The sequence below is a fragment of the Candidatus Avelusimicrobium fimicolum genome (assembly GCF_021632165.1).
Taxonomy (GTDB): Bacteria; Elusimicrobiota; Elusimicrobia; order Elusimicrobiales; family Elusimicrobiaceae; genus Avelusimicrobium; species Avelusimicrobium fimicola.
In genome coordinates this window covers 30,689-52,148 of record NZ_JAJWTS010000004.1, presented here as the reverse complement: position 1 = coordinate 52,148, position 21,460 = coordinate 30,689, and the positions used below count along the sequence as shown (strand labels likewise).

Annotated in this window: 19 protein-coding genes and 1 tRNA gene; 9 read left to right on the top strand and 11 right to left on the bottom strand. The window is 48.2% G+C overall.

Annotated elements, in window-relative coordinates; genetic code table 11:
- The first annotated feature begins 13 nt into the window (after positions 1–13).
- Positions 14–379, top strand: a complete 366-nt coding sequence (locus ACQY2K_RS02780) for a response regulator transcription factor (protein WP_428040660.1) — start codon at positions 14–16, stop codon at positions 377–379.
- A 61-nt stretch (positions 380–440) separates the two neighbouring features.
- Here ACQY2K_RS02780 and ACQY2K_RS02775 read toward each other — a convergent pair whose 3' ends face one another.
- From ACQY2K_RS02775 to ACQY2K_RS02765, 3 genes are all read right to left on the bottom strand, one after another.
- Positions 441–1,028: a biotin--[acetyl-CoA-carboxylase] ligase gene (locus ACQY2K_RS02775; protein WP_428040659.1), complete on the bottom strand. Its 588-nt coding sequence runs from the start codon at positions 1,026–1,028 to the stop codon at positions 441–443.
- A 44-nt stretch (positions 1,029–1,072) separates the two neighbouring features.
- A complete protein-coding gene (uvrB, locus tag ACQY2K_RS02770) occupies positions 1,073–3,079 on the bottom strand; it encodes an excinuclease ABC subunit UvrB (RefSeq protein ID WP_428040658.1) in 2,007 nt (668 codons plus the stop codon).
- 75 nt (positions 3,080–3,154) lie between these two features.
- Complete coding sequence (locus ACQY2K_RS02765) at positions 3,155–3,841, bottom strand: MarC family protein (RefSeq protein WP_177747402.1); 687 nt, start codon at positions 3,839–3,841, stop codon at positions 3,155–3,157.
- Positions 3,842–4,020: 179 nt separating this feature from the next.
- Between ACQY2K_RS02765 and ACQY2K_RS02760 the strand changes: the two genes are divergently transcribed.
- Positions 4,021–4,095: transfer RNA gene (locus tag ACQY2K_RS02760), tRNA-Val, on the top strand.
- Between the two features lie 315 nt (positions 4,096–4,410).
- Here ACQY2K_RS02760 and ACQY2K_RS02755 read toward each other — a convergent pair.
- Complete coding sequence (locus tag ACQY2K_RS02755) at positions 4,411–5,577, bottom strand: hypothetical protein (protein ID WP_428040657.1); 1,167 nt, start codon at positions 5,575–5,577, stop codon at positions 4,411–4,413.
- Between the two features lie 137 nt (positions 5,578–5,714).
- Between ACQY2K_RS02755 and ACQY2K_RS02750 the strand changes: the two genes are divergently transcribed.
- Genes ACQY2K_RS02750 through ACQY2K_RS02730 form a run of 5 tightly spaced genes read left to right on the top strand, consistent with a single transcriptional unit; the run spans position 5,715 to position 11,457 of the window.
- Positions 5,715–6,728 (top strand): AI-2E family transporter, encoded by a 1,014-nt coding sequence (locus ACQY2K_RS02750; protein ID WP_428038012.1) that lies wholly within the window; start codon positions 5,715–5,717, stop codon positions 6,726–6,728.
- Positions 6,729–6,730: 2 nt separating this feature from the next.
- A complete protein-coding gene (locus ACQY2K_RS02745) occupies positions 6,731–8,074 on the top strand; it encodes an MFS transporter (protein ID WP_428040656.1) in 1,344 nt (447 codons plus the stop codon).
- On the top strand, positions 8,071–8,967 hold the full coding sequence (murQ, locus tag ACQY2K_RS02740; protein WP_428040655.1) for an N-acetylmuramic acid 6-phosphate etherase: 897 nt from the start codon (positions 8,071–8,073) through the stop codon (positions 8,965–8,967). Before ACQY2K_RS02745 ends, murQ begins: the two co-directional genes overlap by 4 nt.
- A complete protein-coding gene (locus ACQY2K_RS02735) occupies positions 8,960–10,051 on the top strand; it encodes an anhydro-N-acetylmuramic acid kinase (protein ID WP_428040654.1) in 1,092 nt (363 codons plus the stop codon). The genes murQ and ACQY2K_RS02735 overlap by 8 nt, the downstream gene beginning before the upstream one ends.
- Positions 10,042–11,457 (top strand): glycoside hydrolase family 3 N-terminal domain-containing protein, encoded by a 1,416-nt coding sequence (locus tag ACQY2K_RS02730; RefSeq protein ID WP_428040653.1) that lies wholly within the window; start codon positions 10,042–10,044, stop codon positions 11,455–11,457. The genes ACQY2K_RS02735 and ACQY2K_RS02730 overlap by 10 nt, the downstream gene beginning before the upstream one ends.
- 33 nt (positions 11,458–11,490) lie before the next feature.
- Here the strand turns inward: ACQY2K_RS02730 and ACQY2K_RS02725 are convergent, their stop codons facing one another.
- From ACQY2K_RS02725 to ACQY2K_RS02695, 7 genes are read right to left on the bottom strand one after another with little or no spacing between them, the layout of a single operon-like run.
- Positions 11,491–11,979, bottom strand: a complete 489-nt coding sequence (locus ACQY2K_RS02725) for a deaminase (RefSeq protein WP_177747423.1) — start codon at positions 11,977–11,979, stop codon at positions 11,491–11,493.
- A gap of 33 nt (positions 11,980–12,012) precedes the next feature.
- A complete protein-coding gene (locus ACQY2K_RS02720) occupies positions 12,013–13,872 on the bottom strand; it encodes a ComEC/Rec2 family competence protein (protein ID WP_428040652.1) in 1,860 nt (619 codons plus the stop codon).
- Positions 13,872–14,465, bottom strand: coding sequence for a recombination mediator RecR (gene recR, locus ACQY2K_RS02715; RefSeq protein WP_428040651.1), 594 nt, complete (start codon positions 14,463–14,465; stop codon positions 13,872–13,874). Before recR ends, ACQY2K_RS02720 begins: the two co-directional genes overlap by 1 nt.
- A gap of 3 nt (positions 14,466–14,468) precedes the next feature.
- The gene (dnaX, locus tag ACQY2K_RS02710; RefSeq protein ID WP_428040650.1) at positions 14,469–16,292 is read right to left on the bottom strand and encodes a DNA polymerase III subunit gamma/tau; all 1,824 of its coding nucleotides are present in this window, start codon (positions 16,290–16,292) and stop codon (positions 14,469–14,471) included.
- A gap of 2 nt (positions 16,293–16,294) precedes the next feature.
- A complete protein-coding gene (locus ACQY2K_RS02705) occupies positions 16,295–16,735 on the bottom strand; it encodes a DoxX family membrane protein (RefSeq protein WP_177747435.1) in 441 nt (146 codons plus the stop codon).
- A 12-nt stretch (positions 16,736–16,747) separates the two neighbouring features.
- A complete protein-coding gene (locus ACQY2K_RS02700) occupies positions 16,748–17,602 on the bottom strand; it encodes a hypothetical protein (RefSeq protein WP_428040649.1) in 855 nt (284 codons plus the stop codon).
- Between the two features lie 4 nt (positions 17,603–17,606).
- Positions 17,607–18,680 (bottom strand): 1,9-bis(guanidino)-5-aza-nonane synthase, encoded by a 1,074-nt coding sequence (locus ACQY2K_RS02695; RefSeq protein WP_177747441.1) that lies wholly within the window; start codon positions 18,678–18,680, stop codon positions 17,607–17,609.
- Between the two features lie 127 nt (positions 18,681–18,807).
- Between ACQY2K_RS02695 and glyA the strand changes: the two genes are divergently transcribed.
- Both glyA and ACQY2K_RS02685 read left to right on the top strand, forming a co-directional pair.
- Positions 18,808–20,055 (top strand): serine hydroxymethyltransferase, encoded by a 1,248-nt coding sequence (gene glyA, locus ACQY2K_RS02690; RefSeq protein WP_428040648.1) that lies wholly within the window; start codon positions 18,808–18,810, stop codon positions 20,053–20,055.
- Between the two features lie 163 nt (positions 20,056–20,218).
- On the top strand, positions 20,219–21,436 hold the full coding sequence (locus ACQY2K_RS02685; protein WP_428040647.1) for a hypothetical protein: 1,218 nt from the start codon (positions 20,219–20,221) through the stop codon (positions 21,434–21,436).
- The last annotated feature ends 24 nt before the right edge of the window (positions 21,437–21,460 follow it).

Here is a 21,460-nt window from a genome sequence, read left to right as displayed (position 1 = left end):
GGAAAATACTGATATGAAAAAAAGAATTTTAATTGTAGAAGACGAAGCAAGCATTATAGATTTGCTTACCTTGATTCTTGCGCGCGAAGGCTATGAAATCCACTCTTGCCAGACCGGGCGCGATGCTATTGCCACGATGAAGAAGGTCCACCCGCATTTGGTGATTTTGGACGTTATGCTGCCCGGGTTAGACGGGGCGAGCATTGTTAAAATTATGGGGGAAGACGAAGCCCTGTCCTCTACGCCCGTAATTGTAACTTCGGCGCTTGTGGAATCGGAAAAAATGTTCTTACCTTATCCGCAGGTAAAAGGTTTCTGCTCTAAGCCCTTCGTGCTGACGGAATTTATTGCCAAAGTGAAGCAGGCCTTGGGCGATTAAGTTTTGTACCCATAAAAAAGCCGTCCGTTAAAAAACGGGCGGCTTTTTTGTGCACCTAAATTTAGCGGGCAGAGCGGGTCCAGTAAGAATACTCCTTCCAAAAGTTTTCCAACAATTCATCTAAAAATAATTCTTTGCTCGTTTCCGTGCGGATGAGTTGCTTTAAACTTACTTCCGTTTTTTTGCGCGAAGCAGGCAGCGGATTATTTAAGTGAATACCCGCACCGAGCAGGGCCCAGTCCTCCGTATCGGTGTGCAATGCTTGCACCAACACCCCGGCAATTTTTTTCCATTTGTGCGCGTTTTGATCCCACGCCAGTACATCTCCTTCATTTGTGGCTTTGGTTCTAATTTCAAAAATAGCAGTTAAGGTATGTGCGATAACCTCGGCCATTTTTGCACCCAAAGAGGGAAAAGCGTCTTCGGATTTATTTGGGCGAAGCAGGAGCGTAAAATATACGCCTCCTTCGGTGGAGTAAAAGGGTTGCCCGTCGCGGCCGAAGGCTTCGGTTTGTTCGCACGCTAAAACGAGCGTGCCTTCTGGCTCGCCTTTTAGCGCGAGTTCGGCGGCCAAGGCCTGCGTGCTGTCCACGCGTTCCAGGCCGATTACTTTGGTAACGGATTGCAAAGGAAAAATTGTTTCTGCCATAAATATATTTTACCAATTTCCCTGCGCGAAAGAAAAAACAGTCCTTACTTTTTCTTGGAGGGTGCTTTTACACTCATTTGGCGCAATTCATATAATCGGTCGCGCAGTTCGGCGGCCAGTTCGAAGTTAAGCGCCTCGGCGGCTTGCAGCATTTGCTGTTCAATATCTTTTTCCACCGATTTTAAGTTTTTAAGCGTGGGCGTCGGCAAGGTGTCGCTCAAAATACCAAATGCGCTGGATTTGGTTTGCTGTTCAAATTCCTTTAATTCCACTTCTGTTTTTTGGATAGTTTTGGGCGTAATATGATGCTCTTTATTGTACGCCTCTTGTAAGGCACGGCGGCGGTTCATTTCGTTGAGGGCATATTTAATGGAATCTGTCTTGCGGTCCGCATATAAAACCACTTCTCCGTCTGCGTTGCGCGCGGCACGGCCAGAAATTTGAATAAGCGTCGTGGTGTTGCGTAAAAAGCCTTCGTTATCCGCGCCCAAAATCGCTACGAAGCCCACTTGCGGAATATCAATCCCTTCGCGCAACAGGTTAATCCCGACGAGTACGTCAAATTTTCCTTGGCGGAAATCCTTTAAAATTTCCACGCGGTCCAGGGCCTCAATATCGGAGTGCAAGTAGCGCGTTTTGATGTTTTTTTCGGTAAAATACGCGCTTAAATCTTCGGCAGTTTTTTTGGTAAGGGCCAAAACCAGCGTGCGTTCGCCGCGGGCTTTATGCTTATTAATTTTTTCTACTAAGTGGTCAATTTGTCCCGCCGTAGGGTGCATATATACTTTGGGGTCCAAAAGCCCTGTCGGACGGATGACCTGCTCCACAATGTTATTGCCGCAAACCGTCAGTTCATACGGGCCTGGCGTGGCGGATACAAAAATGGTAGAGGGAAGCAGTTTTTCAAATTCGTCAAATTTTAGCGGGCGGTTATCCAAGGCCGACGGCAAGCGGAAGCCGAAATCCACCAACATTTGTTTGCGTGCCCGGTCGCCGTTGAACATTCCGCGCACTTGCGGCAGGGAAACGTGTGATTCGTCCACCATCATCAAAAAATCGTCATATTTTTTAAAGTAATCCAGCAGACAAGCCGGGCGTTCGCCGGGTTTGCGCCCGTCAATATAGCGGGAATAGTTTTCAATACCGGGGCAGAATCCGGCCTGTTGGAGCATTTCCAAATCGTATTCGGTGCGCTGTTTTAGGCGGTAGGCTTCCAATTCTTTGCCCATTTTTAACAGTTCCGCGTGGCGTAAGTCCAAGTCCCGGCGGATGTTATCAATCGCGCTTTGTGTATCCTCGTCCGTTGCCACAAAGTGCTTGGCCGGATAAATCCAGGCCTCGTCTAATTCTGCCAAAACATTACCTGTAATGGGGTGAATTTCGTAAATATGCGCGATGGTTTTGCCCGCTATTTCCACGCGCAGGGCGTTTTGGCTGTATGGGGTCATAATGTCCGTAAACGGTCCGCGCATACGGAAATTGCCCGAAGTAAATTCCATTTCGTCGCGGTGGTACTGAATTTTGATCAAACGGCCCGATAGTTGGGAGCGGGTCATTTCCGCGCCCTTTTTTACATAAATGCGCATTTCCCTAAAACTGTCCGGTGAGCCGATGTTGTAAATACACGAAACAGATGCTACCACAATAACATCTTTGCGGGTTAAAAGCGAGGTAGTAGCCTTTAAGCGCAGTTTATCAATATGTTCGTTGACAGCGGAGTCTTTTTCAATATAAGTGTCTGTTTGCGGAATATAGGCTTCGGGTTGGTAATAATCGTAATAAGAAATAAAGTATTCTACGGCGTTTTCGGGGAAGAATTGTTTAAACTCGCCGTATAACTGGGCGGCCAGCACTTTGTTGGGAGACAAAATAAGCGTCGGGCGGTTTAGCCGCGTAATGACATTGGCCATTGTAAAGGTTTTGCCCGAGCCGGTTACGCCTAGCAGCGTTTGGCGTGTTTTGCCTGCCAAAATGTTGTTTGTCAAGGCATCAATGGCCTTGGGTTGGTCGCCCGCCGGCTTAAATTTAGAAACGAGTTTAAACTTGTCCATACAAGTATTGTACCTATTCTGGCAGACATAAAAAAGGGCGGCCGTTAAGCCGCCCGGAAAAAAGCAGATAATTGATTACGACGCGGAGGAAATGTCTCCTAAAAAGTGTGCATCTAACACACCGGGTAGCAGTTGGCCCACGCCGTCAATCATAAACTGCATAGCAATAGAACACAAAATCATACCCATAAAGCGGATGACAATCTGCGTGCCGTTGTGGCCGATTTTAGTAAACAAGTAACGCGAAGCCACCAACACCGCGCCTACGGCCGCCGCGCAGAGGAATAGCACGACAATCATCATAACAGCCATCGGGAACGAGTTGATTTTTTCGGCATACAACATGACCGTAGCGATAGAGCCGGGCCCGATAAAAAGCGGCATCCCAACGGGAACGACGATGTGGCTTAAACGGTCGCGGGCGCGGTCAAAGGTGCTGCCTTGCGCAGGGGCGGCCTCCAAGCCGTTGCGTTCAAATTTAGATTTACCCTGTAACATACGCAAGCCTACGCCCAACAAAATAATAGAACCGGCCAGGCGGAAGGCGGGAATCGTAATACCGAACACGCTCAAAATTTTGCTGCCGAAGATAAAGAAAATCGTCAGCATAATGAAAATGGACAAGGCCATTAACAATGCAACCGCACGTTGTACCTTCGGTTCGTCATTTTCCACGTGTTCCAGAAAAATCGGCATATTGCCGATGGGGTTCAAAATAGCCAGCGTAGCGATAAGCGCGTTTACCAGCAAACTCCAATCCATAGTGTGTTGTAAGCACTCCTTTTAAATGAAAATTGCCTGCCTAAAAGCAGACATTTTATCCTTAATAATAGTATATAAAATAAAGTGAGCCCTCACAGCAGAAAGTTTATTTTGCAGGGAAAAAAATAAATACTTTTCAAACAGGGCGGGAAATTGTTATAATAAATATACAAGATTTCGGGCAGTTGGCGCAGCGGTAGCGCGTTCGCCTCACACGCGAAAGGTCACAGGTTCAAATCCTGTACTGCCCACCATTTAGAAAATACCCCCAGTAAATGGGGGTATTTTTATGCTGTTGTGGGCAGTAGCAACACCAACTGCTTGGTGTTGCGGCAGGATTTGAAAGGCGGAGCGATGTTTTGGTTTGAGGTCGAGCCCGAAAGGCCAAAACCGCGAGCCCGGCCTGCAAGAAAATCCCGTCAGGGATTTTACTGGAAGGCAAACGCTGTACTGCCCACCATTTAGAAAATACCCCCGACAAATGGGGGTGTTTTTATGCCGCTTGAAAATGAAAAATTTAAAAGGCGCTCTATGCAGGGCGCCTTTTACCTATCTAAAATAGCAGTAAATTACGGAATAACGATTCGGCAATCAAAGCCCGTCATTTTGCCCCAAGTTTCCGCTTGGGCGGGAGCGCCCTCCCAAAGAAACATCCGTTTGTCTCCCGTTTTTGTAAAAGCAGGGTGAGCCGTTTCCCAAATATTGGGAAGCAGGGAAAATGTTTTGTCGGCATCTTTTTCAGCTATCAGTTCTACTACTAAGGGCTTTTCGTTGGCAAAAAATTTCGGCAAAGAGGTGGGCATCGCCCAAGAAGTGTGCGCCATACCCCCGTAATAAATAAACAACGCATCGGGGTTTTCTTGGCGGATTTTTTCCATTTGGGCCTGCATCGTCCGGGCGAAGCCTTTATTCCTTTCCGCCAAACCGTTGACCGTGGAAATAATACCTTGCGCAGATTCCTTTTGCGCTACTACCGCATCTTCAATCGGATAAATTTCCACGCCTGCATCCGATAAGATAGAAAACATTTCTTTAAATTGCAGGGATTCATCATCCACTAGCCGAGCGTTTGGGGTCTCCTTTTCGGTAAAATTGATAGGGTTTTCCACTCCCTCGGCCCCACGTCTGTAATACTGGTACGGGAAAACGCTTTCCCCTTCTATTGGCTTTAAATAGGCGGCTTCGGAAAATACGACAATTTTCCGGTTTGGATGAAAGGCTTTAAATTCCTTTATCAGGTTGGCAAACTCAATCCGTGGCGGAAGATTTCCGTGAATCTCTCCAACAAAAGCCACGTTGGTTTCGGACAGTTTTTTATAAAACCTAAAACCGATTTCTCTGTCCGTAATTTTCTGCAACAGATTTTTCCCCAGGTTGGGTTGCTGTTGTATCCAAGTAAATTTAAGCGTCAGATTTTTGCGAATCAAGGCTTCCGTATCGGTGGTTAAACCGCGCATATGTGCGTTCATTTTCGGCGGCAAATTAAAATTGGGCACCGTCGCCGCAGGGACATTTGTTTTTAAACTGTTTAAAAACTTTTGGTTTAATCTGTAAGTTTGCGCCCAGCCTTTGGAAGCCAACGAATATTTGCTGATATCCGCGCCTTTAATTCTGGGGTGGACTTTGGACACAGGGGTTTTGATCCTTTTGACGAATTTCGCCCGTTGGGCGCGCACAGGAGTATTTAAAGAAAGGAGTAAGGAAAGGCATAGTAAGATACCTGTTATCTTTTGCATAAATGGCTCCTGTAAGGTATATCTTTCTTATATTATACAGAACTTCCAAAGCACTACAAGGGCCAAAAGGCCTAAACCACCTTAGGTCTTGGGTGCAGACGGGCGCGCGGTATGCTATACTAAAAAAAGAGGAATTTATGATTAAAGATTCGTTACAGCGTTTTACGCCTATTAATACCGTTTGTCTGATGATTCTTGCCGCTTCGGCGGCCACGTGGGTACTTGTCTATACCCGCGCAATGTTAATGCCGTTTATTATTGCGGTGTTTATTTATATGGTAGCCAGCACCTTGGCCGGGTGGCTCAAACAAAAATGGAACGTTCCCTACGGGCTGGGGCTGGGTATCAGCGGTACAGCCTTTTTGGCGGTTATTACGCTGACGGTACTTTTTATTTCCGGCTCTATTGAAAGTTTTGTAAACGGGGCTGATATTTACACCGAGCGTCTAAATGATACGTTAGATTGGCTCCTGGTCCGTTCGCAGAAATACGGTATTAATTTAAATGCGCAGTTTTTGGCCGATACTGTGGCTAAACTGCCTGTGTTTACAATGGTTAAAAGCGTGGGTGGAACCGTTGTGTCCATTTTAACAAACTTAATGTTGATTATCTTGTTTGTTATCTTTTTGTTTATGGGCAAAGCCTCCGAAAACAAACCCGCGTTAGTGGGGTCTATCCAAAAACAAATTTCTTTTTATTTACTGATTAAAATCTTTGTTTCGATCTTGGCGGCGGGGTGCACTTGGATTGTGCTGGCGTCTATTAAAACGGAACTGGCCTCTATGCTTGCCGTGCTTACCTTTATTTTAAATTTTATTCCCAACATTGGGCCGTTTGTTTCTACGGTCTTGCCATTGCCGGTGCTGTTTTTGCAATACGGGTTTGATTGGCATATTTTGCTGGCGCTTATTTTGCTGACGGCGGTGCATTTTGTAGTAGGGAATATTTTGGAAACCAAGTGGTTGGGAAAAGGTATGGATTTAGATCCCATTGTGGTAATTGCCTGCTTAATTTTTTGGGCGCTCGTGTGGGGGATAATGGGTGCGTTGCTTGCTGTGCCGATAACGGCTATGCTTAAAATGGTATTTGAAGAAAGCCCCGTAACCAAACCGTTAGCCGATATTTTAGGCGGAAAATACTCCTTTAAATAACTATGAAAAAAACTCCTTGGACCTATATCCCCTCGCTCTATTTAGCCGAGGGCTTGCCGTACATTATCATCAACACGGTTTCTACCGTGCTGTATGCCGATTTGGGTTTTTCCAACGACAAAATAGCCTTTTGGACAGGTTGGCTGTATCTGCCTTGGATACTCAAAATGTTTTGGAGCCCCTTGGTAGATGCCAAAAGCACCAAGCGCCGCTGGCTTTTGGGAGCACAAACCGTTTTGGCGGGACTTTTTTTGCTGTTGGCCGGCCTTACCGCGTGGGAGGCTTTCCGTTTTGCACAGGGCAATAGCAGTTTAACTTTTTTTACCTTATCATTATTCGGTTTTTTGGCGGGGGCTTTTGTATCGGCTACGCTGGATATTGCCACCGACGGCTATTATCTGTTGGCTTTAACTCCGCAAGAGCAATCCCGCTTTGTGGGTATCCGCACCATTTTTTACCGTTTGGCAATGATTTTGGGAAGCGGAGCATTAGTTTCCGCTACGGCTTCGTTAGGGAACAAAACACCGGGAACTTCGTGGAATCTGGTGGCTTGGCCGTATAACTGGGCGGTAATGTTCGGCTTTTTAGGAGTTATGTTTTTAGGATTTGCTTTCTACCACGCGTGGGTTTTGCCTAAACCCGGACAAGACAAACCCGTCCAAAAAAACGGTGCAACCGCGTGGGCCGATTCCTTTAAAACGTATTTCACGCAAAAAAATATCGTCTATATTTTGTTGTTTATTTTGCTATACCGTTTAGGAGATGCGCTCTTGGAAAAAATGGTTCCGCTCTTTTTGCTGAAACCCGCGGCGGAAGGTGCGCTGGGTATGAGCGTTCAAAACTATGGCTTAATTAAGGGTACGCTGGGGCTGGGAGCCGTAGTGGCGGGGAACCTGGCGGGCGGGTGGCTGCTTGGCCGGTTTGGCTTTAAAAAATGTATCTGGCCGTTTGCGGTTATCCTTATTTTGCCCAATTTCTTTTATGCTTATATGGCGTGGGCGAAACCGGAGCTTGCGGCGGTGGCAACGCTGATTACGTTGGAACATTTGGGAAATGGTCTGGCGATGATGGCATTTAGCGTATTTATTATGTATGTGTCGCAGGGGGTGTATAAAACTTCGCATTACGCTATTTCCACCGGAATTATGGCGCTCGGGATGATGGTGCCTTCTATGCTTTCCGGCTGGCTGCAAATGCGGCTTGGGTACGAAATGTTTTTTATAGTGGCCAGTTTTATCAGTTTGGTTACGGTAGCCGTAGTGCCGCTGACGTTTAAAATCAAATCTATTGAGGAAACGGAAGCCGCGTTCCGCGCGCACAAGCACTCGTTGGAGGATGCCCAATGAAAACAGTGAACTTGAACCAAATAGCAACTGAAACACGCAACCCCAACACATTGGATTTGGATAAACTTTCACCGCGCCAAATTGCTAAAAAAATCAATGATGAGGATTTTAATGCCGCCCGCGCCGTAAAAGCGGCCAATAAAGAAATTGCCGCCATTATGCTTTTGGCCGCCGGGGCTTATGCGCATAAACATAAAATTATTTTCATTGGGGCGGGCACCAGCGGCCGTTTGGGAATTTTGGAAGCGGTGGAGTGTGTGCCGACCTTTGGCACAAAACCCTCGCAAATTATCGGTTTAATTGCGGGAGGAAAAAAGGCTGTTTTCCGCTCGCAAGAGGGCGCAGAGGACGACGAAAAACAAGGCGCAAAGGAAATTTTAAAGGCGGCTAAAAAGGACGACTTGGTTATCGGCCTGACGGCCAGCGGACGCACGCCTTATGTAATGGGGGCCTTACAAGCCGCGCGCAAATTGGGCGCGCGCACGGCTCTTATTTCGTGCAATCCGAACGCTGTCTGCGCAGATGCCGGAGTACACGCCGCTTTGCCCACTGGGCCGGAAGCCCTGTGCGGCTCTACCCGTATGAAAGCGGGCACGGCTACCAAAATGGCTTTAAACGCCATCACCACCGGCGCAATGACCTTGTGCGGGAAAACATACGGCAACCTGATGATTGATGTCCAGCCAACCAACGAAAAACTCGTCGCCCGCGCGGTGCGGCTTATCTGCACGGTGGCGCAGACGGACGAAAGAACGGCGCGCAGATTATTATCGGCTTCGGGCAAAAATGTAAAAACGGCTATTGTAATGCACCGCAAGAAAGTCCGGGCTCCAAAAGCCAAAAAAATGCTCCAAGCCAAGAACGGTTTTTTAACGAAGGTGCTTGATGCGTAAAATTGCCCTGGGCCTAATGAGCGGCACAAGTGCGGACGGGTTGACCGTTTGCGCGGTGCAAATCCGCCCGTTTAAAGTGCTTCATTTTAAAAATTATGCCTATCCCGCCGCCTTACAACAACGGTTACTGTCTGCGTTTTCGCTTCGTGCGGCAGAACTGTCTGCACTTCATTTTGAACTGGGATATTTATATGCTAAAACAGTGTGTAAATTTTTAAAAGATTTTTCTCTCTCCGCTCGGGAAATAGAGGTTATCGGTTCGCACGGGCAAACCGTTTACCACGGCCCGCACGACAAAACTCCCAACACGCTGCAAATTGGCGAGCCCTCTTTTTTGTCCGCCCGAATCGGGTGCCCGGTGGTGAGTGATTTTCGCCCGATGGATATCGCTCTTGGCGGAGAGGGCGCGCCTTTAATTCCTTTTTTTGACGAATATTTTTGGGGAAAGAAATCCGCTAAAATTTTGCTTAATGTGGGCGGTATTTCAAATTTTTCCGTAGTGGGAAAAAAGGTTAAAACGCTTGGGTTTGATGTTGGCCCGGGCAATACATTGATAGATTTGGCCTGTCAGACATTTTTTAAAAAACCGTTTGATAAAAACGGCACCCTTGCCGCCCAAGGCTCGCCGGACAAAGAATTGGTTGCCCGTTTGCTTACGCAACCGTATTTTTCGCAAAAGCCTCCAAAGAGTTTGGATAAAAATGCTTTCGGAGAGGTTTACCTAAAAAAATATTTTTTAAATGACTTAAAAAAGCCGCACGATTTATTGGCTACGCTCACTTGGTTTACGGCGGCCGCTGTGGCGAAGGCCATTGCCGATTTCGTGCCGTCTGCGTACCAAAAGGAAGTAATTGTTTCTGGCGGCGGATGCTATAACAAGACCTTGCTTGTATATTTGCAGACTCTTTTGCCGCAAATAAAAGTAACGACTTCTTTGTCCTATGGTATTGACCCGCAAGCCAAGGAAAGTGCGGCCTTTGCGCTGTTTGCCTGGTTGGCCTTGCACCGCAAAATTAATCATTGTGCGGCGGCCACAGGCGCAAAGCGCGCGGCTGTTTTAGGGAAAATCACTTTATGCAAATAAACCGTTTAGTCCATCCCGGCTTTTGGTTCGGGAAAACAAAAGTAGAGGACGCTTTAAAATTGGCCCGCTTGGGTGTGGGCGGTTTTTGTTTTTATGGCGGCACACGCAAACAAGTGGCGGAATTAACCTGCGCTTTGCGTGCGCAATCTCCTTTACCAAAAATTTTAATTTCGGCAGATTACGAGGACGGCCTGGGCCGTTGGCTGCCGGATGCGGAACTTCTGCCCTCTAACCTGGCTTTGGGGGCCGCAAACAATACAGATTTGGCCTTTGAAAAGGGGATTTTGACCGCCCGTCAGGCCAAAAGTTTGGGGGTGGATTGGGTTTTCGCTCCCGTTTTAGATTTGGCGGATTGTCCGCAAAACCCGATTGTAAATACGCGCTCTTTTGGGGCAGACCCGCAGTTGGTTACCCGCTTGGCGCGCGCTTTTATAAACGGTCTGGCCAAAGGGGGGGCATTAAACAGTATAAAACACTTCCCCGGCCACGGCAACACGTCCACCGATTCCCATATGGCGATGCCTACGGTATCTTCGTCTGCGGAACATTTGCAAACGCACGAACTTTATCCGTTCAAAGAATTGTTGCCGCTGGCGGACAGCGTAATGGTGGGGCATTTATTGGTGCCCGCGTTGGACAACAACAGCCCGGCTTCTCTTTCCGCAAAAATTATCGGCGGCTTACTGAAAACCCAACTGGGTTATAAAGGCTGTGTGGTAACGGATGCGCTTTCTATGAAGGCATTGGGTAATGAAAAACAGGCCGCCTTGGCATCTTTTAAGGCCGGTGCGCATATTTTGCTGGTGCCGGAAAAGCCGTTTGAACTGCTTGAATTTTTGCACCAAGTAATGCTTGATAAAACCTTATTGGACGAGGCCGAACAGCAGCAGGAAATGCTTTGCAGGCGTGCCGGTTTCATCTCCGCCCCCACAGCGGAAGATGCTTTTCAAGAGACAGATTTTGCAGAACGTGCCGCAAAACAGGCGCTCGTCTGCCAGGGCCCAAGGGTTACGCTTTGTCCGGGGCAAAAAGTGCAAGTCATAGAAGTCGGCAACGACGAAAACCTATCGTCTGAACCATTTATCCAAACTTTACGGCAGGGCGGTATATCCTTGGCTAAACCGGGGGAAAAAGCGGATGTGTTAGTGGTGTTGTGCTGGCGGAGGTATCAAGCCTTTAAAGGTAAAATAGCACTAGACCCAAGCGAAATAAACAAGGTGCAGACGGAACTAAAAAACTATCCGGCTCATATACTTATCACACTTGCAAACCCGTGGGCGGCCCGGCAATTAAACTCGCAAAGTACGCTGTTCACGTTTAGCCCCGCGCCGTCTTTTCAGCGGGCGGCGGCGAAATGCCTGCTAGGCAAATTTGAACCCACCGGCCGTTTGCCGATTGCTCTATAAACTAAAAGCCCGTCAGAGCGACGGGCTTTTAGTTTAATATTCAATTTTGTCGGTTTTTTTGTTCCATTGTTCAAACGGCTCGGCTTTGTTGGAAAGGTCTATGCAATAAGTTTTTAGCGAGCGTTTGTCCAGCGGTAACACGACTTCCTTGTAAATAAAGGCATCATCAAAGCCGTATTTCGCCGCCGTAAAACGGTTTGCCGCAAAATACAGCGCCTTGGGGCGGGCCCAATAAATAGCGCCCAAGCACATTGGGCACGGCTCGCAAGAGGAATAAATAATGCAATCCGTCAATTCAAAAGAACCTAACTTTTTGCAGGCTTTGCGGATGGCATCTACTTCGGCGTGGCGGGTCGGGTCGTTGGTAGAAGTTACCTGGTTGCAGCCGCGGGCGATAATTTTCCCGTCTTTTACAATGACTGCACCGAACGGACCGCCCTTGCCCGAGTTCATACCTTTCCCGGCCATTTTAACGGCTTCCTTCAAAAAACGTTGGTGTTGTTTCAATTCTGCTTGTTCCATAATCGTGTCCTCCACAGCGCTTTTTTATTATATCTAAATTTTAAGCGTAATGGTTTTATTTCTTTGCGAGGGTGTGTGTTTATCCCCGCTGTAAGCAAAGAGTGCAAAAGCACCCAAACAGGCTTTTTTATCTTTGTAATCAAAGCAGTATGACACATTGTCCTTGCCGGAGCCGGAGTATCCTTCGTTAGTCCAGCGGCGGCCTTCCCGTGTTTCGTGTTCTCCCCAGTTAAGTTTGACGGTTACGGGGCCAAAGGAAATTTTATCTCCGGGCCAATCGTTTTCAAACGGACGGATAAAGCGCGTGGCCGGGAAGCGCTTGGAAAATTCCGGCGGGATAGGTTTATCTGTAAAAAGCAGGATGGCGTCCGGTTGTTTGACTCCTGTTTTAAAAAGAGATGCTTGTAATTTATCGGAGTCCAGTTCGCTTCCCGCTAAAAAGGCCTTGCCGTTTTTGGTGCGTATTAAGGCTCCGCTTTTATTCCACTCGTTTAATAAATAAATTTGTATATCCGGCGCGAAAAAATATTCTGCCAAAGGTGCGCCTGCAACGAGTACCAGGCACGGCAGGCAGATTTTGCGTGCAAATTTTTTAAGCGGTAAATTAAACATTAAAAATAGCCCCGCATAATATGCAATAATGGTGCCCGCACCCCAAGCCGCCACCGGCAGAGCGGACATTTTAAACGAGGCAAAATAAACCACCAAGGTTTTAAACAGCCACAGCGCCCCATATGTTACTCCGTGCAAAAGCCACCCTAAATGCAGGCAACTGCACACATAATACGCAAACGAAAGCCCCATAAGCACCGAGGCCAGCGGTACTAAAAGCATATTGGAAATAAGCCCTGTTACAGATACTTTGTAAAACACATTGGTAAATTCGGGTAAGAGTGCCAGTTGGGTGGAAAGCGTGGCCAAAAAGATTTGCGTGAAAAAGCGCAGGGTTTTTGGCCATTTGCCGGGCACTTTATAATTGTTAAGGCAAATAATAATAGCGAGTGTGGCCAAAAAAGACATTTGAAACCCTGTTTCAAATACGGAAGCAGGCTGAAAAATTAAAATCACAAAGCACGAAACCAGCAACCCTTGGAATACCCCGCTGTTTCGCCCTAAAAAATAACCTGTGCAGGCGCAAATTGTCATAAAATATGCACGCACCAACGGGGCATCGGCCCCGGCAATCAGCGTGTAAACACCCGCCACGCCAAGCGCAAGGAGCAACATCTTTTTCCGGCTGAGCCCGAACCACGAACAAACCGCCAGCGTAAGGAGCGTAACAAACCCTACATTGCCGCCCGAGGCCACGAGCAGGTGTATGGCTCCGCTGTCTTGAAATGCGCTGTAAAGCGCTGGGTCCTGTTCCCCGCGTTCCCCTAACAATATACCCCCGGCAATAGAGGCTAAATCGTGTGGAAAAGTGTCGTTAAGCAGACGCAAAATATCCGCGCGCAAACTTCTTATTAGTTTCCACGGCCAGGGTGCCGGGCGCACGACGGATACAGAAGTTCCTTTGATTTCGGTAAAAATATTTTTAGAAGACAAATAACTGCGCCAATCAAAATTCCCCAATAAATCAAGACCGTAGGGCTGTTGCAGACGGCCTGAAATTTCTAAAACATCTTTCCATTTGGGAGTGAAATTCGGCAGGCGGGCATAAATTTGGCCTTCCGCTTTGTTCCCGTTTACGGAGAACACCTTGATAACGGCATTTTGGGAGTTTTTCTTTGGGACAGCAAAACTCTCCACCCGCCCGATGAGTGTAACCTCTTTTTGCGGCAGGAAGCGGAAAACGTCCTGCCCGGAAGGAGCAGGACGATAAAAGAACGCTAGTCCGGCAATTAAAGCCGCCAAACACCACAAAAGCGGCCTTTTGTAGATATCCGGGTGCATTAAAGTTTGGTACGGGCTTTTAAAGAGTATCCAAGCGTCATTTCGTCAATGTAGTCAATATCTCCGCCCAACGGAACCCCATAGCCGATACGCGTTACTTGCCCGACAAGGCCGCGAAGTAAATCTGCTAAATACAGGGCAGTGGTTTCGCCCTCGCTGTCCGGGTCCGTAGCAATGATTACCTCGCGCACCGGGGTTTCGGTGTGCTGTACGCGCTCTAATAATTCGCGTACTTTTACTTGGTCCGCGCCGCGCCCTTCCATTGGCGAAATAGCTCCGTGCAAAACGTGGTAAACCCCTTTAAAAGCACCTGTTTTTTCAATGGATTCAATATCCTGCGGGTCCTCTACCACGCAAATCACCCCGTGGTCGCGGTCTTGGTCGCGGCAAATGGGGCAAAGGCCGTCCTCGCTGTATGCAAAGCATACCGGGCAGAGTTTAACATCTTGCTTAACCGACAAAAGGGCATTGATAAATTCTTCCGTTTCGCCTTGCGAAGCACGCAAAAAATAAGCCGAAAAGCGTTCCGCCTGCCGCGGTCCTACCCCCGGCAAACGGCGTAATGCACGGATAAAACGGTCTAAACTTTTCATAACTTATGCCAACAACTCTCCGGGGATGATTTCCAAAATATCCTTTAATTCCTCCGGAGCATCTGCCGGAGCCGTACCCGCAGTGGCTGCTATATCAGCCGAGAAATCTCTTTTTACAAAAGGTTCTTCATCGGAAATAGAGGCCGATTTGTTTTCGTCGGATGCAGGCGTTTGTTTGGTTTGTGCGGCAGAGGCGGGTTTGTCTTCCTGTGGCGTGCCGGACGAAATTTTAAATTTAATGGTGCGTCCGCTTATTTTTTTAGCGGCAGTTTCCAAATCACCCAATTTGTTTTGGGCGGGAATTTGGTAAAACTCTTTGCCGGGCGGAAAGCACAGCGTCCACTCGTCTTTGCCAAACTGTACCATACTGTTTAACATTACGTCATATACAAACGGACTCTTTTTAAACTGCAAGAGCATTTTATCCCAAATTTGGCGGTCTGTTAACGCGCCGGAAGATACCGGAGCGGCTTCTTCCGCCATCTCGTCATCGGCGATAATATCATCCACCACGGGGCGCGGAGAAGGTTTTATAACCGGGGCGGGCCGTGGAGCCGGACGGACAACATCAGCGGGCGATACGCGCGGAGCGGCAGCGGGTTTGGGCATTGGCCGGGCTGCCGGAACCGGGGCGCGGTGCGCCGGTGCAGCCGTCTGCGTGGGCATAGTGCCCGCCGGGAGGCCCTTTTCCAAGGCTTCTAAACGGCGGACAAAATTATCCAAATCTAAACAACTGTCCATTACTGTAAACAAGCCGACTTCTGCGCTGATTAAAGCATTATCGGAAAATTTTACTTCTTCGGTGATTTTGTTTACCTTGCGGGAAAGTTGCGCCAAAAAACCGGGGGAAACCTGTTCGGTAATTTGTTTGGCCCCGTCAAAGGGTTCTCCTCCTTGGCCCAAGGCAAAATAGAACAAATCCCCCAAGGCGTTTTTTAAATCTTTTAGAAAAGAATTTGCATCAAACCCTTCATTTTTTAAGGTTTCAAAGGCTTGGTGCAGGGCCGCATTATCCTTTTGCACGAGCGCGGTAACGGTTTTTTTGATTAATTCGTCCGGCGTAAGGCCTAACATCTCGCCTACTAATTTTTCATCAATGCGGTTGCCGGAGTAGGCAATCGCGCGGTCCATTAAGGTCAGCGCGTCGCGCATTGCGCCGCCTGCATTTTTGGCGATAATTTTGGCCGCACCCGGGGTTAAATCTATACTTTCCGCTTCGGCCAGGTCCAACAGGTGCGTGCTGATTTCGTCCACCGTTATCGGGCGGAAGCGAAAGGTTTGGCAACGGCTGACAATGGTGGCGGGCACCTTGTGTTTTTCCGTTGTCGCCAAGATAAAGACAACGTGGGCCGGGGGTTCTTCAATCGTTTTTAAAAGGGCATTAAAGGAACTGGCTGAAAGCATATGGACTTCGTCCAAGATAAAAACTTTATAGCGGTCGCGAGACGAAGCCAACGCAACGGTATCAATAATGGCTTCGCGCACCTTTTCCACCTGTGTATTGCTGGCGGCGTCTAATTCCAGAACGTCTAAATCGGCGCTTTGGGCAATTTCACGGCATTGGGGACACTCTCCGCACGGTTCGGCGGTTGGTTTATCCTCGGCGTGTCCGGTGCAGTTTAGGGCTTTCGCCAAAATACGCGCGGTGGTGGTTTTGCCGCAGCCGCGCGGTCCGTAAAACAAATAGGCGTGGCCGATACGTCCCAATTTTAAAGCATTTTGAAGCGTTTTGGAAATGCTTTCCTGCCCGACCATATCTTCAAACTTTTGGGGGCGGTATTTATTAGCCAAACTTATATATTGATGATTTTCGTCAAACATTTCCATAATTAACCTCTAAATTTTTTATTGGCGCGGCGTACCGCGTGGGAATAATCCAAACTGATTTTTCCGGGGCCTAAGAGTGTACTCGGCAGTAATGCGGCTGCCAATAAAATAAGCAACGCCACATACAGTTTATTAAAATCGGCTGCAAAAAATACGGCTGCTAATCCCGCTGTGGACAATACGGCCAGCCCCGCCGCCGGGCGCGTAAACCACCCTAACATTAAAAGCAAACTCAAAAACAGTTCGGCTACCACCAAGGCCAGCCCCGCCGGAACAGGCAGAGGAAGGCCCATTGCGGTAGCGTTATACAAAAATTCGCGGTAGAATAGTAAGCACCCTATGGTAATATACAAGAGTGTCAACCCGGACAAAAGCCGGGTTAAAAAAAGTGTCAGCGAAAACATTTTTTCGTCTATATTACAATGTAAATCAAGTTTAGGCACGGCTACCTCCGGCTAGAATTCTATTTCGGCAGACATTGAAAAATATGTCTTGCGATTGGCTTCCCGTCTCGGTTCAAATACTTCCACCCCGCCGGAAACCGACATCCCCCACAGGACAATATGCACCCCGGCACTGACGGCGGCTGCACTATCGCTGAGTTCTGCGTAGCGGTAGCGCACCAAAGCCGCATACGGCGTAATAAAATTAGTCCGGTAGCGTACCGATATGCCTGCGGCCTCTTTGACAAACCCTTGTACCACAGCCGTCATAAACGGGATATCCGCCCAACTAAACGTAACATTGGTTGGTTGGGAACTACTATATTTTATCACTTTATGCCAGGCGGCTTGCAGTTTCCAGTTGCCTACGTCGGCAGATGTTAAAGCGTGTACGCCCGTTTCTATCTGCGAAAATGCCCCGCCGGCTAAATCGTTACCCTTTTTATCCACATAAGTACGGTAACGTGCCTGATAAAAACGCGCCGAGAGGCGCGGGTTAGTAATTTGTTCCCAACGGTAGAACGGAAACCACGTTGCGCCCAGGCCATAGCCGGCGGCCTGGTAGCCCACCGCTTGCGGCTGCCAAAAACCGTCTGCGGTCAGCCGCCAAGTATCGTTTAGTTCGTAGGACACCCCCAAGGCATAGCGGGAAGTGGAGCCTGCTTCGTCAATTTCTTTGTCGGACATACGGTAATATCCGTATTCGGGTGATAGGATAAATCCGTTGTCCAGGTTCCAATCATAAGTGCCGCGCATAGCGGCATAGCCACGCTCTCCGTTTACGCTGGAAAAATTTATCTGCCCGTAGCATAACGCACACGGGCAGATAAGTAAACATAAACAAATAAACGCGGTTTTTACGCGCATTGGCTTATTTGGATTTCTTCGCTTTGGCCTTCGCAACTTTGGCGTCTTCGTCCTGTAAGAACTTGACATAGTTGGAGGCTTTGCGTTTCTTCCAAGCGCCTTTGTGGTAACCGTAACCGATGATGAGCGGAATCAAGGTCGTGCATTCACCGTACACCATCTGTTCCAAGGCGGTGGAAACTTTACCCCAAGAGGAAGCCTCTTTTAAGGTAGAGCCGGAAAGAGCCCCGTCGCGCACATCAGCCACCGTGATTTGTACGGCATATTTGTGCATCGGAGAATCCGCACCCAAAATTTCAGCAGCCACTACGGTGTCCTGCGCAAAGTTTTTCGGTACACCGCCGGACCACATCATAAGGCCCGTTTCTTTGGCTTTGATTTTGATTTTGGTCAGTTCCAAAAAGTCTTTGGCACTGTCAATAGAAACGTGGGCTTCGGGGTGTTGGGTCTGGTGCGCTACAAAGCCGAAACCGGCAGAGCAGTCCGAGAAAGCAGGCACAAACACCGGCACGCCGTATTTGTAAGCGTTATAAACGATAGAATCTTTCCCTTTTCCTTTGCTTTCCAGCCATTTACCCATTTCCCAAATAAATTCGCGGGAAGAGTAAGGGCGGGGTTCCAAAGTGTTGCAAATTTTGTGGATGGTTTCGTCGCATTCTTTCAACTGGTCTTCATCAATGTATGTGTCGTAGATGCGGTCAATATGCAAATCGCGCAGCAAATTGTCGTCTTGATTATAGGGAGTACCAATGTAGTGTTTGTAGCCAAGGGCTTCAAAAAAGTCCTGGTCCACGATGTTGGCGCCGTTGGAAACAATCGCGTCAACCATATTGTTTTGAATCATATCCACCACAACTTTCTTCATACCCGCGGAAACAAGCGACCCCGCAATGCACAAAATGACGGAGCATTTTTTGTCGGAGAGCATCATATTGTAGATTTTGCTCGCTCTGGCCACTTCGCGAGAAGCGTAGGCCATATTTCCAAAGGCTTCCACCAAGGGAACCACATTGTATTTTTTGAGGTCAATGTGTTTGATGGTGTCTTTGAGAAAGTCTTTCTTGGTTAGTTTTGCCATTTCTTTTTACACCTCTGCTGGATTTATTTACTTCTATTTAGTAAATTATAGTAAATATATTTAAATTTTCATAGGAAAATCGTATAAAAAATACAGGGCCGGTAAAAGAGGCCCGAGGAGCGTAAAAATGTATCCCGATTTAAAACAAACAGACCCCGCCGTTTATGATGCGGTAACCCACGAATTAAACCGCCAGCGCGAAAAGTTGGAACTGATTGCTTCCGAAAATTTTACGTCGTTGGCTGTAATGCAGGCGCAAGGCTCTGTTCTTACTAACAAATATGCCGAGGGCTATCCTGCCAAACGCTATTACGGCGGATGTGAATTTGTGGATGTGGTGGAGCAACTGGCGATTGACCGCGCCAAGCAACTTTTCGGTGCCGAACACGCCAACGTCCAGCCGCACTCCGGCGCGCAGGCCAATATGGCTGTATATTTTGCATTATTAAAACCCGGCGATACCGTGTTGGGTTTAAATCTTTCCCACGGCGGACATTTAACGCACGGGCATCCGCTTAACTTTTCGGGCAAGTTATATAACATTATTGCAATGAACGTGCGTAAAGATACCGAAGAAATTGATTATGATGAAGCCTCCCGCTTGGCTTTGGAACATAAGCCTAAACTCATTATGGCGGGAGCCTCCAACTATTCCCGCGTGTTTGATTGGAAACGCTTGCGCGAAATTGCCGATTCCTGCGGGGCATATTTGGCGTGCGACGTGGCCCATTATGCGGGCCTGATTGCCGCCGGAGAATACCCTAGCCCGGTGCCGTATGCCGACGTGGTAACTACCACCACACACAAAACATTGCGCGGTCCGCGCGGCGGGATGATTTTATGTAAAGCCGCCTTGGCCAAAGCCATTAACTCCGCTGTATTCCCCGGGGTGCAAGGCGGGCCGCTTATGCACGTTATTGCGGGCAAGGCCGTTTGTTTTGGGGAAGCCTTAAAACCTGAATTTAAAGCCTACCAACATCAAGTAAAATTAAATGCCGCTGAACTCGCCAGACAATTAATGGCGCGCGGCTACCGTTTGGTGGCCGGGGGAACGGACAGCCACGTTATGTGTATTGATTTGCGCTCTAAGGGATTAACGGGGAAAGCCGCCGAAGCCGCCCTGGATAAAGCGGGCATTACGGCGAATAAAAACACGATTCCCTTTGACCCCGAAAAGCCGTTTGTTACCAGCGGGCTTCGCTTAGGAACTCCCGCTATCACAACGCGCGGTATGAAGGAAGCGGATATGGCGCAGGTGGCCGACTTTATTGACGGGGCTATTTCGCACCACGAGGACGACGCTTATTTGGCGGAAGTGGCCGGACAAGTAAAAAAATTCTTGGAGAAATTTCCGCTTTATCCGTCGCTTGCGTAACTTTACTTAGTGCCCCGGCCGGTTATCCGTCCGGGGTGTTTTTTAGGGCCCAGAAAAAATTGGGCCTTATCGTATCTTTTTTCTAGGTCTAATGGCCCTGTTTATTTGGCGGACAAATGGGTAAATTAATACTATAAGGTGTTTTCTTTTGTAAGGAGTGTTTATGAAAAAACGATTTTTATTTCTTTCCTGTTTGGCCGTTTTATTTGCACAGCCGTCTTTTGCCCAATCGGCATTGGTAAAGGGGGGCGCCAAAGCCACCGGGAAAGGCTTTCTTCAAAAGAGCGTTTCTCGTCTTTATCCCCGTATCCGTGTGCCTAAGGTCCCCACGGTGGCTCCGCAAATTACATTGCCTACGGCCACTCCGCAAGTAGCGGTGCAGATATCCAAGCAGATTGTTGCCGCTTCCAAAATTCAGTCCTCTTTTTTAAAGGCACCCGCTCTGCAACCCTTTGAGCAAAACACGCCGCATTTTTTATTTACCGTATCGTCCGCAAGTAAAGGAAACGGCTTTCAAGCGGGTGGATTTGTCTTTGCCGAGGAAAACAACGGCAAAACCGTTTTGTGGGGTGTGGCTCCGTTGGAATATGTGCAACATATGGGCCAAAATGTAGAAGTATCCTTTTATGTGGCGGGTAAGAAATTTACCTATCCGGCCGAAGTTGTTTTAACGGGCCGCACGGAAGGCATTAATGCCGCGCTTATCCGCTTGCCCGACCAGGTTTTGGAAGTGGCACGCCCTGTCATTTGGGCCAAAGAATACCCGCAAAAAGGGACTAATCTTTTTACTTACGGATACAATAACGGCCGCTACCAAAAGGCCCAGCGCCGCGTTATTACCGCCCATACGGAGCGCATTGTAGAGTCCTTGCTGCCCGCCGAAGCGGAGGGAACCTTAACCAACGCCGGCGGACTGGTGGTAAACGAAAAAGGAGAAGCCGTGGGATTATCGCTTGGCACCTCGCATCCTTTGGCTGAGCGGGCCGAGTGGTACTGGAACCGCCGCTCCAATAAAGATTTACCAAAAACGCAGGACCTGTCCGCTATCGGCGAAATTTTACCTTTTGCCCGCGTGCAAGATTTATTGCGCGAATACCGCAATCCCGGTTCCGCACAACGCGTCGTCTTATTTGGGGGCATTTGGGTAGGCAAACTGCCCATTACCGAAACGGTTAAAAGTGTAACTGCGTATTACGAGAACGGCTTTGAACAAACCATTGATAAAAACCCGTTTTTAAAGATAGGGTCTATGGATGTTCCGTTTGAATATGAGGGGTTAAAAAAGGGTAAAATAGTTATCAGCCGGAAGGACGGCTCCACCTACGCCTATTGGGTGGATGTGGAAAAGCGTATCGTTACCCGGGAAGAAACGATTCGCTGATGAGTTGGTAATAGGGGAAAAATA